Source organism: Paucibacter sp. KBW04 (assembly GCF_003852425.1).
In the GTDB taxonomy this organism is placed as follows: domain Bacteria; phylum Pseudomonadota; class Gammaproteobacteria; order Burkholderiales; family Burkholderiaceae_C; genus Paucibacter_A.
The window spans coordinates 188,520-201,312 of the sequence record NZ_QAJN01000010.1 but is presented as its reverse complement, the minus strand read 5'-3'; the positions used below and the strand labels follow the sequence as shown (position 1 = coordinate 201,312).

Annotated in this window: 8 protein-coding genes and 2 riboswitches; of the genes, 5 read left to right on the top strand and 3 right to left on the bottom strand. The window is 64.4% G+C overall.

Translation table 11 applies throughout. The annotated features are described in order from the left end of the window. Positions 1-95: 95 nt before the first annotated feature. Together DBR47_RS12910 and DBR47_RS12905 are read left to right on the top strand one after the other, a co-directional pair. Positions 96-1,316, top strand: a complete 1,221-nt coding sequence (locus DBR47_RS12910) for an acetylornithine transaminase (protein ID WP_124450654.1) — start codon at positions 96-98, stop codon at positions 1,314-1,316. Between the two features lie 215 nt (positions 1,317-1,531). Continuing rightward, on the top strand, positions 1,532-4,051 hold the full coding sequence (locus DBR47_RS12905) for an Ig-like domain-containing protein (RefSeq protein ID WP_197047039.1): 2,520 nt from the start codon (positions 1,532-1,534) through the stop codon (positions 4,049-4,051). Between the two features lie 38 nt (positions 4,052-4,089). Here the strand turns inward: DBR47_RS12905 and DBR47_RS12900 are convergent, their stop codons facing one another. From DBR47_RS12900 to DBR47_RS12890, 3 genes are all read right to left on the bottom strand, one after another. Beyond that, positions 4,090-5,646, bottom strand: a complete 1,557-nt coding sequence (locus DBR47_RS12900; protein ID WP_124450651.1) for a Do family serine endopeptidase — start codon at positions 5,644-5,646, stop codon at positions 4,090-4,092. Between the two features lie 67 nt (positions 5,647-5,713). Then, positions 5,714-7,057, bottom strand: coding sequence for an ATP-binding protein (locus DBR47_RS12895; protein ID WP_124450649.1), 1,344 nt, complete (start codon positions 7,055-7,057; stop codon positions 5,714-5,716). A gap of 7 nt (positions 7,058-7,064) precedes the next feature. After that, positions 7,065-7,727 carry a response regulator gene (locus DBR47_RS12890; RefSeq protein WP_124450647.1) on the bottom strand — a complete coding sequence of 221 codons (663 nt, stop codon included), beginning with the start codon at positions 7,725-7,727 and terminating at the stop codon, positions 7,065-7,067. Positions 7,728-7,830: 103 nt separating this feature from the next. Beyond that, a riboswitch (glycine riboswitch) is annotated at positions 7,831-7,934 on the top strand. A gap of 9 nt (positions 7,935-7,943) precedes the next feature. Then, positions 7,944-8,052: riboswitch (glycine riboswitch) on the top strand. A gap of 51 nt (positions 8,053-8,103) precedes the next feature. Here DBR47_RS12890 and gcvT point away from each other — a divergent pair. From gcvT to gcvP, 3 genes are all read left to right on the top strand, one after another. Next, the gene (gene gcvT, locus DBR47_RS12885) at positions 8,104-9,222 is read left to right on the top strand and encodes a glycine cleavage system aminomethyltransferase GcvT (RefSeq protein ID WP_124450645.1); all 1,119 of its coding nucleotides are present in this window, start codon (positions 8,104-8,106) and stop codon (positions 9,220-9,222) included. A gap of 105 nt (positions 9,223-9,327) precedes the next feature. After that, positions 9,328-9,705: a glycine cleavage system protein GcvH gene (gene gcvH, locus DBR47_RS12880; protein WP_124450643.1), complete on the top strand. Its 378-nt coding sequence runs from the start codon at positions 9,328-9,330 to the stop codon at positions 9,703-9,705. 129 nt (positions 9,706-9,834) lie between these two features. Continuing rightward, on the top strand, positions 9,835-12,732 hold the full coding sequence (gene gcvP / locus DBR47_RS12875; protein WP_124450641.1) for an aminomethyl-transferring glycine dehydrogenase: 2,898 nt from the start codon (positions 9,835-9,837) through the stop codon (positions 12,730-12,732). Positions 12,733-12,793: the final 61 nt, after the last annotated feature.

Genomic DNA, 12,793 nt, shown 5'->3' with positions numbered 1-12,793 from the left:
GGCAGAAAAAGTGGGAACAGCGTCATTGCTGACATTCGGTCGTTTGAGCAAACTGCCGACTGTTTCAACCCAACAAGCGACAGGAGAAAAGCCGCATGACTGAGCTGGGCCAAGACCTCATCACCATCACCCAGCGACCCGACATTGTGTTCGCCCAAGGTCAAGGCTCTTGGCTGATCGACGAGAGCGGCAAGCGCTATCTCGATCTGATCCAAGGTTGGGCCGTCAACAGCCTCGGGCATAGCCCGGAAGTGCTGGCCCAAGCGCTCTCAGAGCAGGCCCGCCGGCTGACGAATCCGAGCCCGGCCTTCTACAACCGGCCCATGCTGGATCTGGCCAAGCGCCTGGTCGATTTGAGCTGCTTCGACCGGGTCTTCCTCGGCAGCTCGGGCACCGAGGCCAATGAGGCGGCGGTGAAACTGGCGCGACGTTGGGGGCAAAAGCAGCGCCAGGGTGCGCACGAGATCATCGGCTTTGAGGGGGGCTTTCACGGCCGCAGCTTGGCCATGATGAGTGCCTCGGGCAAGCCGGGCTGGGACCGTATCTACCCGCCCATGCCCACGGGCTTCCCCAAGGCCAGGCTCAATGACATCGAGTCCGTCGCGCGCGCGATCACGCCAAGCAGCGTCGCCGTCATGATCGAGTTCGTCCAAGGGGAGGCGGGCGTCAATCTGGCCGACCCCGGCTTTGTCCGGGAACTGCGTGCCTTGACCGAGGAGCGGCAATTGCTGCTGATCGCCGACGAGGTGCAGACCGGCATCGGGCGCTGCGGCCACGCCTTCGCCTACGAGATGTACGGCATCGAGCCCGATTTGCTCACCCTCGCCAAAGGCATAGGCGGCGGCGCGCCCTTGTCCGCCCTGCTTTGCAAAGAACGCTTCAACTGCTTTGAGCCGGGTGACCAAGGCGGCACTTTTTGCGGCAACCCTTTGATGGCGGCCCTAGGCCTGGCCGTCTTGAACGAGGTTTGCCAGACCGAGTTTCTGGCCGCGGTGCGCCAGCGCAGCCGCTACCTGGCCGCTGGCCTACAAAGATTAGTCAAGACGCACGGCCTCCTCGGTGAGCGTGGCGCCGGCCTGCTGCGGGCCCTGGTGCTACCCGGCAATCATGCAGAGCAAGTCGTCAGCGCGGCACGCAATCTGGCGCCCACGGGCTTGTTGCTCAATGCGCCACGCCCCCATCTGCTGCGCTTGATGCCGGCCCTGAACATCACCGAAGCGGAGATCGACCAAGGCCTTGATTTGCTGGGGCAAGCGCTGCGTGAGACCGCTATATACATGAGCAAACCTTCGGCCTTCACTGGTGGATCTGCTTGATCTTGACCCTCTCCGCCAAATAGAGGGATTTTTTTGTGCGCCACCTTGCTGCTTGCAGCACGCCGAGCGCCTCCGCGAAGTGAGAAGCAGGTCCTGCAAGGGGAAAGCTGGATGGATAGGCCCTTCCTGCGCCATTACAGTATTGGACGCCCTACCCGCGCGCATGGCGTTCAACGCCTGACCGACTCATGACTCCTTCACCAGTGACTTTCTTCATGTCTAGATTGAACATGCCGCAGCACCCCCGCAAGCACCTTGTCAGCTTGTTGCTGGCCGCCAGCCTCGTGGCCTGTGGCGGTGGCGGTGGCGGTGGTGGTGGTGGCAATAGCAGCCCGGCACCTGCCGCTCCGTCAGTTAGCGATTTCCCCCTGGCCGTGGGCGATCGCTGGACCTACCAGTCCAGCACCGACGGTGAAACCCATGTGCGCATCTTGAGCGCTGCGCTGGTGGACGGTCACAACACCATGCTGCGGCGCACGCAAGACAGCAATGGCGATGCGGATGAGTACCTGGAGCGACTGGGGGACAGCGTCAACCTCCTGCCCGGCCCAAACGCCGGTGCGCTGGAAGCGGCGGTGGGCAGCGTCACTCTGCTGCAACTGCCGCTGGTTGCAGGCAAGAGTTTCAAGCTGATTGACAAGACCATCAGCCAAGACGTTGACGGCGACGGCAAGCCCGACAACATCAAGATTCTGGGCGAAGCCAGCGTGGCGGACGTGCAAAGCCTGAGCGTTCCCGCCGGCACGTTTGAGACGGTGGTGCACGTCAAATCTACCGTCACCCTCACCATCACTTCTGGTGCCAACGGCAAGAGCGGGCAAAACGTGTTGGTGTCTGACGATTGGTATGCGCAGGGCGTGGGCTTGCTCAAGTCCAGCAGCATCAACACCTTTGCCGACGGGCAGGTCGAGCGGCACGAGCAAACCCTGAGCCATTACCACGCAGGCACACGGCGCAGCGACAGCGTGGCCCCAAAGGTACTGACGCGCAGCCCCGCACCCGACAGTGCGGCGCAATTCAGCCTCATCGAAGTGACGTTCGACGAGGACATGGACCCCTTGTCGAGCACGGCCGATGCGCTCTTGGTCACAAACGCTTCAGGCAGTGCGATCACCGGCAATCTGGTCTGGCATGACAAGCGCCGCTTGGCTTTCTCTCCGACCATGGACATGCCCTCCGGCAACTACAAAATTAGCTTGGCCAATCGCGTCGAAGATTTGGCCGGCAACCCTGTGGCGGCCGAGGCCTGGTCCTTCCGCATCGACAAGGACGGCCCGGTTTTGCTGAGCGTTAGCCCCGCAGCCGACGCCAAAGATGTGCCTCTGGACAGCGCCATCACCTTGCGTTTTAACGAGCCGGTGGATGCCGCCACTGCGCAAGCCGGGATTGCACTGTATGGCCCCGATTCCGCGGGCATAGCCGCAGACATCACGGTCGAGGGTTCAATTGTTACGCTCAAACCGCGCGCCCTGCTGGTGCCCGCCCATCGATACTTGATCAACATACGCGTGATCAAAGATACCGCAGGCAACGAGGCAGCCATCGGGACGTCTATCTATTTCACCACCGACCCGGGCTTGTTCGGCACACCGAGTCTGATGCCGGGCATGGAGCTGGCCCCGGTCAAGCCTTACCGTGCCTTGGTCGCAGATCTGAACGGCGACGGGCGCGCCGACCTGCTCTACCAATGGGTGGAGAACCCGTATGTCGACAGCAAGACCTCACTCAAATACTTTGTGCAACAGGCCGACGGCAGCTTGCTGCTTGCTGGGCAATGGGACGATGGCAAGGAGTGCATGGGCGATTTGCTAGCCAACCCCTTGCCCGCACAGCGCGGCGTTGAAGTGCTGCGGGCGGGCCCTTGTGGGTTCCAGCAATGGCGCATGAACGAGGTCGGCAAGTTGGCCTTGGTCAACACACCCAGTGCGCCTGACTACGGCGCCTTGCTCAGCGGCACCTGGATACGCATGGCTGTCGATGGCGGCTTGCGGGCGGTGGTGGCCGACAAATTCAACGGCACCGACTACGTGCGCGTGCTCATCCGCCAAACAGCGCCGGGCGTGTTCGCAGCACCGCAAGCCATGCCCCGTGGCCACGCCGAAAACGCCCCCACCGTCGCAGACTTCAATGGCGATGGCCGTGAAGACCTGCTGGTCTTGGGGGGCATCTACACCGACCAAGTCAGCGGCCCGGCGCTGTATCTGCAGCAAGCGGATGGCAGCTTTGTGCGTCAGGCCAAACCCGAGTGGTCAGCTTATGCGCAAGCCACCCCAATAGACATCAATGGCGACGGCTTGATCGACATCGCCTTCACCACCTCCAGCAATCAAGCTTCTCACCAAGTCGAGCTTCAGTTGCAGCAGCCCGACGGCAGCTTCACACCCGGCACGCTTTTGGCTCTGGAGACTTACTCACAAATCGACGCGCTGCGCAGCCTCGATCTGGACGGCAACGGCAAGCAAGACCTCTTGGCCATCACCGCCGACACACTTTTGCTGCTGCGCCAAGGGCAAGACGCCAAGTTTATTGCGGTTCAAAAGTTCAGCCGCAGTCCGGGCGACGGCGGTACTAGGGACATCCAGTTTGGCGACCTCAATGGCGACGGGCGCACCGACATCGTCTTGGGCGGCAGCGTCTTCTACCAACGCCCACCCTCGCTGGCCAGCCGAGCCCTGGGCGCAGGTCGGGCTTGGCGCAGCCTGGCCCACACGCTACCCAGGACGCTTGGCCAATGATCATCAGAAGTGCAGCTGCCTACATGCTCGCCCCTTCTTCAGCCTAATTTCACCGGGACAAAAATCTTGTCCGACCCACGCTGAACCAGCAAGGCCACCGACTTCTCGGCCCCAGCCACCACGCTGCGCACCTGCTCCACCGAGCTGACGGCCGAGCCATTGACGGCCAAGAGCACATCGCCTGGCCGCACACCGGCCTTGGCAGCAGTGCCGCTGGCCTGTTCGATCACCAGGCCTTCACGGATGCCGGACTGATTCTTCTCCTGCGGCTGCAGGGGCCGCAGGGCCAGGCCCAGCTTGCCTTGCGGGGCGCCACTGGCGTCCTCTTCCTCGCTGGCAACGCGCTGGCCCTTGGCCGCAGCGTCGCCCAGCTTGGCGCTCAGCGTCTCGTGCTTGCCCTGACGCCAAACCTCCAACTTCACCGTGTCGCCCGCCTGCGACTGGCCGACCAAGGCGGGCAGATCGCTGCTGGCCACAATCGGCTGACCGTTGAATTTGAGGATCACGTCGCCGGAGCGCAAACCGGCCTTGGCGGCCGGGCCACCGTCCTCCACATTGGCCACCAGCGCGCCCTCGGGCTTGTCCAGCTTGAAGGAATCGGCAAAAGCCTGGTTCACGTCCTGGATGCTGACACCCAGCTTGGCATGCTGGGCATGGCCGGTCTTCTCGATCTGCTGCCTGACCTTGTTGGCCAGCTCGATGGGGATGGCGAAGGACAAGCCCTGGTAGCCCCCCGTCTGGCTAAAGATCTGCGAGTTGATGCCCACCACCTCGCCCCGGGTGTTGAACAGCGGACCGCCCGAATTGCCCGGGTTGACGGCCACATCGGTCTGGATAAAGGGCACAAAGTTTTCGTCCGGCAGGGCGCGGCCCTTGGCGCTGACCACCCCGGCGCTGACGCTGTTCTCAAAGCCAAAGGGCGAGCCGATGGCCAACACCCATTCACCGACCCGCATGGTGCTGGTGCTACCCAGGGTCACCACGGGCAGATTCTTGGCCTCGATCTTGAGTACGGCCACGTCGGTCTTGGGGTCGCTGCCCAGCACCTTGGCCTGGAACTCGCGCCTATCGTTGAGCTTCACCGTCACTTCCTGCGCGCCGCGCACCACATGGGCATTGGTCAGAATCACCCCATCGCTGCTGACGATAAAGCCGGAGCCCTGGCCGCGCGTGGGCATCTCGCGGCCTTCGGGCGCACCGGGGCCACCGGGCATGCCCGGGATCTGGAAGCGCCGGAAGAACTGGAACATGGGGTCGTTCGGATCCAGCTGCGGCCCTGCCACGCGGCCCGCGGTCTTGACGCTGCCGCTCACGCTGATATTGACCACGGCCGCGCCCTGGGTGGCGGCGATCTGGGCGAAGTCGGGCAGGGCTTGAGTTGCTGCCGGAGCTGGTGCCGCGGTCGAAGTTTGCATGGGCGCAGCAAGAGTCGCTGGCGCCGCAGGCGCGGCCTCGGTTTTACCGGAGGCCGCCATCTGCAAGGCCGCGGCCGTTCCACCAGCGGCCAGCACGCCGCTGGCCACCAGAGCCCACACCAGGCGGCGCAGAGGCACCATGATTTCAGTCTTGCTGTTCTTCTGCTTTGTCGAGTCCATCGATGTGCTCCTTTGTGCAAAGAGGATTGCGATGAAAGAACTTTGCAGGACAAGACTTAGAACTGACTTAAGCCAGAGGAATTTCCAGCAACACCTGCAAGCCGCCCAGGCCTTCGGATTTATCCAGGCTGATCGTGGCCCCGTGGGCCTTGGCCACACTCTGCACAATGGCCAGGCCCAGGCCGCTGCCTTGTACTTGCTCGGTGCTGTCGCCGCGGTAGAAGCGCTCAAACACCCGCTCGCGCTGCTCGGGTGGGATGCCCGGGCCGCTGTCTTCCACGCGCAGCAGTGCGTGGCCGCCGTCTCGCTGCAGGCTCAGGTCCACCCGGCCACCGCGCGAGCTGTACTTGATGGCGTTGTCCAGCAGATTGCGCATGAGCACCCGCAAGGCCTCGGGCCGCCCCTGGGTCTGCAAATCATCGGCATGGCTCAGGCCCAGATCCACGCCGGCCTGCTCGGCGCCCAGGCTCGCCTCCACCACCGCCTCGCGGCAAAGCGCGGCCAGATCGACGCTCTGCATCTCCGGCCCCTGCGCTTCCTGGCGTGCCAGTTGCAGCATCTGCTCGGTCAAACGGGTGGCGCGGGCAATGCCCTGGCCCAGACGCTCCTGCGCCAGGGCTCGGGCGGCCTCGTCGCCCCCGGCGCGTTTGAGGCCTTGCCACTGCAGGTTCAGCGCCGCCAGAGGCGAGCGCAACTCATGCGCCGCGTTCGCCACAAAGCTTTGCTGGGCCGCAAAGGCCTGGCTGACCCGGCCCAGCAGCTTGTTGAAAGCCTGCATCAGGGGTTGCAACTCACTGGGCAAATCTTGCGCCGGCACCGGGGCCAAGTCATCGGCGCTGCGCCGAGTCAATTGCTCGCTGATGCGATGCACCGGCGAGAGGGCCTGGCCCACCACCCACCAGACCAGCAGGGCCAGAAAAGGCCACATCAAGGCGATGGGCAGCACTGTGCGCCAGGCCAGCTGGCCGGCCATGCGCTGGCGCACGGCCAGGTCTTGTGCCACCTGCACCACCTGGAACGGCGTTTGCAAGGAAAAGACTCGAAAGCGCTTGCCGCCCTGGCTCAGCTCGGTAAAGCCCAGCAAGGCTCGCTGCGGCAGGAGCAACTCGCCGGGCGAGCGGAACAAGGAGGCGCCGTCCACACCCCAGACCTGGACCAGGAAGTCAAAGCTTTGATCCTGGGCCAAGGGCAGCGAGACCGTGCCGCGACCGACCCCGCCGCGCAGCGAGAAGGCCATCTGCTGCATCTGGTAGTCGAAGATTTGATCGGTCTCGCGCAAGGCCGTGTGGTAGGCGCTCAAGCCTTGCAGCACCGCGGCCAAGCTCATGCCGGCCAGCAGAAACACGATCAGGCGATCGCGCAGGGAGCGCGGCAGCCACGCCCAATCAAACCCGGCCTTCTTGCGATTCATAGCCTGCTCATTCCTTGGGCACCCGGTAGCCCACGCCGCGCACATTCTGGATCAGTTCCGCCCCCAGCTTTTTGCGCAGGCCATGGATATAGACCTCGACCGCATTGCTGGAGATTTCGTCCTTCCAGCCGTACAGCTTTTCTTCCAGTTGTTGGCGCGACAAGACCAGGCCTGGCCGTGCCAGCAGGGGCTCCAGCACCGCCCATTCCTTGGCGGAGAGCTGCACCGCCTGGCCTTGCGCGTCCCAGACCTCGCGGGTGGCCGGCCGGATGCTCACGCCTTTGTGCTCGTAAACCGGTTCGGCCCGGCCCTGGGCACGGCGCAAGAGTGCGCGCACCCTGGCCAACAACTCGTCCAGCTCAAAAGGCTTGAGCACATAGTCGTCAGCCCCGGCGTCCAGGCCGGCGATGCGCTGCTCCAGCGCGTCGCGGGCGGTGGTGATCAAGACCGGCAACGGGTCTTTGCGGGCGCGCAAGCCGCGCAGCACTTGCATGCCGTCGCGCTTGGGCAGGCCCAGATCGAGGATGAGTAAATCGTAGCTCTGCGCGGCCAAGGCGGTGTCGGCCAGCTCGCCGTCGCGCACCCAGTCCACCGCATAGCCCTCGGCCCGCAGCAGATCGAGCAACTGCTCGCCAATCATCTTGTCGTCTTCCACCAGCAGCAAGCGCATCGCTCTAGCCTCCTCGCCAAAGCCAGGATTCTCCACGCCTCGCCCCGGCCAGACTTAAAGCCGACTTAAATCCGTTCTCGGCCGCCCATTCCGTGGCTACAATCCGCTCCCGTCAGGAGAGAGCTTTCATTGCAAAGCCGCCGAAGGCGCAGTGGCACTGGTGATCCCACGCTGCAAACGCTCAGGCAAAAGGACTGACAAAACGCTCAAAACCGAGCGTTCCTCACTGGAGAGAGGCGAATCTTGAATTCGTCCACCGAAGGGGCAAGCTGCAGGCCATATGCCGGCGGCCAATCTCTCAGGTAAAGCGGACAGCGAGGGCATATCCCCGCCCGAAATGGGTGGGCCCCACATTGCCCTCGACCTGAAAGCCGCCATGTCCTCCGCCGAACTTCTCAAGACCCCCCTGCACGCTCTGCACATCGAACTCGGCGCCAAGATGGTGCCTTTCGGCGGCTACGACATGCCGGTGCAATACCCCATGGGCGTGATGGCCGAGCACAAGCACACCCGCGCGGCGGCCGGCTTGTTTGACGTCTCGCATATGGGCCAGGTGCTGCTCAAGGGCGCCAATGCAGCCGCCGCCATGGAAACCATCGTGCCGGTGGACGTGATCGATCTGGGCCTGTTCAAGCAGCGCTATGCCCTCTTCACCAACGAAGCCGGTGGCATCCTGGACGACCTGATGATTGCCCGCCGCCCGGACGACCTCTTCGTCGTCGTCAACGCTGGCTGCAAGGTGCAAGACATCGCCCATATGCAGGCCAAGATCGGCGGCCAGTGCGAGGTCGTCCCCCTGCCCGACCAAGCCCTGCTGGCTCTGCAAGGCCCGCAAGCCGTGACCGCGCTCTCGCGCCTGAACCCCGAGGTCGCCAAGCTGACCTTCATGACCGGCGGCTTCTTCAATCTGGACGGCATCGACACCTTCCTGACCCGCTCGGGCTATACCGGTGAAGACGGTTTCGAGATCTCCGTCCACGCCGATCACGCAGTCGCCCTGGCCCGCAAGCTGCTGGCCCAGCCCGAAGTCAAGCCCATCGGCCTGGGTGCGCGCGACTCCCTGCGCCTGGAAGCCGGTCTGTGCCTGTACGGCCACGACATCAATACCGACACCAACCCCGTCGAAGCCTCGCTGACTTGGGCCATCCAGAAGGTGCGCCGCGCCGGTGGCGCCCGTGCCGGTGGTTACCCCGGTGCGGCCGTGATCGACGAGCAATTGGCCAATGGCGCCGCGCGCAAGCGCGTCGGCCTGGTCAGCTCGGAGCGCATGCCCGTGCGTGAAGGCGCCAAGCTGGTCACCGCCGAGGGCGTGGAGATCGGCGTCGTCACCAGCGGCACCGTCGGCCCCACCGTGGGCAAGCCGGTGGCCCTGGGTTATGTCGCCCGCGAACATGCCGCGCTGGGCACCGAGATTTTTGCCATCGTGCGTGACAAGCGCACACCGATGACCGTCAGCAGCACGCCCTTCACGCCCAACGGTTACTACCGCGGCTGATGGTTTGATCTGACAAAGGCCTCGTATCCAAAATTGGGCGAGGCCCTTAGTCCGTTTGTTTGTCCTTCCCCCATTCCTTCCGCCCCATTTTTCACGGAGCACAGCATGAGCAATATCAAGTACACGCCTGACCACGAGTGGGTCCAAATCGAAGCTGACGGCATCGTCACCGTGGGCATCACCGTTCACGCCCAAGACGCGCTGGGCGATGTGGTCTTCGTGGACCTGCCCGCCATCGGTGCCAGCTTCGCCGCCAAGGATGTGGCCGGTGTGGTCGAGTCCGTCAAGGCCGCGGCCGATGTGTACATGCCCGTCGGCGGCGAAATCGTCGAGGTCAACGAAGCCCTGCGCGACGACCCCTCGCTGGCCAATAGCGACCCGCTGAAGGCCGGCTGGTTCTTCAAGGTCAAGCTGAGCGATGCCGCTGAGCTGGACGGTTTGATGGACAGCACTGCCTACGACGCTCTCGTCGCCAACAGCTAAGTCCCAAGCGGCCGGTGCGGGCTCCAACAAGAGCCCGCCGGCTGTGTGCAGCCCCGAGCTGCACCTTTTGTTTGAAAAAAGTTTCCGGCTTGCAGGCGCCACAAGCGCCTCGCCTCCCAAGGATTTGCCATGTTGATGTCTGCCCTGCCCACGCTCGCCTCGCTGGAAAACAGCACTGAGTTCCACGCCCGCCACATCGGCCCGGATGCCGCCGATGAGGCCGGCATGCTGTCGGTGATCGGCGCGGCCTCGCGTCGCGCCCTGATCGACGCCATCGTGCCCGGCAGCATCAAGCGCGCCGCCGGCATGAACCTGCCCGCCGCCCTGACCGAAGCCCAGGCCCTCGCCGAGCTGAAGACCGTGGCCGCCCAGAACCAGGTGCTCAAGAGCTATATCGGCCAGGGCTATTACGACACCCTGACCCCCGGCGTCATCCTGCGCAACATCCTTGAGAACCCCGCCTGGTACACCGCTTACACGCCATACCAAGCCGAGATCTCGCAAGGTCGTATGGAAGCCCTGGTCAACTTCCAGACCATGGTCACCGACCTGACCGGCATGGCCATCGCCAACGCCTCCATGCTGGACGAAGCCACGGCCGCCGCCGAAGCTATGACCCTGGCCGCCCGCGTGGGCAAGAGCAAGAGCCAGGTCTTCTACGTGGCCGACGATGTGCTGCCCCAGACCCTGGAAGTGATCCGCACCCGCGCCAATCCCCTGGGCTTTGAGGTGCGCGTCTGCAACGGTGATGAGGCGCTGAACAACGACAGCTTCGCCGTCCTGCTGCAATACCCCGGCGTCAATGGCGAAGTGCGTGACTACGCCGAATGGATCGCCAAGTACAAGGCCCGCAGCAATGGCGTGGTCATCATGGCTGCCGACCTGCTGGCCCTGACCCTGATCAAGGCGCCGGCCGAGCTGGGTGCTGACATCGCCATCGGCACCACCCAGCGCTTCGGCATGCCCTTGTGCAACGGCGGCCCGCACGCCGCTTACATGGCTTGCAAGGACGAGTACAAGCGCAATCTGCCCGGCCGTCTGGTGGGCGTGAGCGTTGACGTGCATGGCAACCCGGCTTACCGCCTGGCCCTGCAGACCCGCGAGCAGCACATCCGCCGCGAGAAGGCCACCTCCAATATCTGTACCGCCCAGGTGCTGCCGGCCGTGGTGGCCAGCATGTACGCCGTCTATCACGGCCCACAAGGCCTGAAGCGCATCGCCCTGCGCGTGGCTTCTTTCACCGCCCTGCTGGCCCAAGGCCTGAAGGCCCTGGGTTACGGCATCGTCAATACCAGCGCCTTCGACACCTTGCAGGTGCAGACCGAGGGCAAGACCGCGGCCATTCACGCCAAGGCCATTGCCGCCGGCCTGAATCTGCGCCATGCCTCGGCCACGACGGTGGGCATCTCGCTGGACGAGACTACCACCCGCGAGCATCTGCAAGCGCTGCTTACCGTGTTCGCCGACGGCCAAGCCCTGCCCGCCTTTGACGCCGCCGAGAAGGGCATCGCCACCCTGATCCCGGCCGCCGTGCAGCGCACCAGTGCCTATCTGACCCACCCGGTGTTCAACCGCTACCACTCGGAAACCGAGATGCTGCGCTATCTGCGCGCCCTGGCCGACAAGGACCTGGCCCTGGACCGCAGCATGATCCCGCTGGGCTCTTGCACGATGAAGCTGAACGCGACCAGCGAGATGATCCCCATCACCTGGCCCGAGTTCGCAGGCGTCCACCCCTTCGCCCCGCGCGATCAGTTGAAGGGTTATGCCCTGCTGAACGAGCAGCTGACCGCCTGGCTGTGCCAAGCGACCGGCTATGCCGGCATCAGCCTGCAGCCCAATGCCGGTTCGCAAGGCGAGTACGCCGGCCTGCTGGCCATCAAGGCCTGGCACGAGTCGCGTGGTGAAGGCCATCGCAAGATCTGCCTGATCCCCGAGTCGGCCCACGGCACCAACCCCGCCTCCGCCCAGATGGTGGGCATGAGCGTGGTCGTGACCAAGTGCGACAAAGAAGGCAATATCGATCTGGGCGACCTGAAGGCCAAGTGCGAACAGCACAGCGCCAATCTGGCCGCCATCATGATCACCTACCCCTCGACCTACGGCGTGTTTGACACCCAGGTCAAGGAAATCTGCGCCCTGGTCAAGAGCCATGGTGGCCGGGTCTATGTGGACGGCGCGAATATGAACGCCCTGGTCGGCGTGGCCGCGCCCGGCGAGTTCGGTGGCGATGTCTCGCACCTGAACCTGCACAAGACCTTCTGCATCCCGCACGGCGGTGGCGGCCCGGGCGTGGGTCCAGTCTGCGTGGTGGCCGATCTGGTGCCGTACCTGCCGGCCCATCGCTCGGCGGGTTATGAGAGCGAAACAGCCATCGGCGCTGTTTCCGCTGCGCCCCTGGGCAATGCGGCCGTGTTGCCCATCAGCTGGATGTATGTGCGCATGATGGGTGCCGACGGCCTGACCGCCGCCACCGAGACCGCGATTCTGTCCGCCAACTATGTGGCCGCCCGCTTGGCCGATGCCTACGACATTCACTTCAGCGGCAATATCGCTGGCGTGAAGGGCGGCGGCGTGGCGCACGAGTGCATTCTGGACATCCGCCCCTTGAAGGACGCCACCGGCGTCGGCGCCGAAGACGTGGCCAAGCGCCTGATCGACTACGGCTTCCACGCGCCCACCCTGTCCTTCCCGGTGGCCGGCACCTTGATGGTGGAGCCGACCGAGAGCGAATCCAAGCATGAGCTGGACCGCTTCTGCGACGCCATGCTGGCCATCCGCGCCGAGATCGCCCAAGTGGCGGCCGGCACCTGGACCGCGACCGACAATCCGCTGGTGAACGCACCGCACACGGCTGAGAGCCTGCTCAAGGCCGACTGGGCCCACGCCTACAGCCGCGAAGTGGCGGCCTACCCCGTGGCCTCGCTGCGCCGCCAGAAGTATTGGGTGCCGGTGGGTCGGGTGGACAACGTCTGGGGCGACCGCAATCTGTCCTGCTCTTGCCCTCCGATGAGCGACTACGAGTGAGCTTGGCAAAGGGCCCCTCAAAGCCCTGAGCTCAGCTGAACCCGACAGCCGGCCGCGTGCG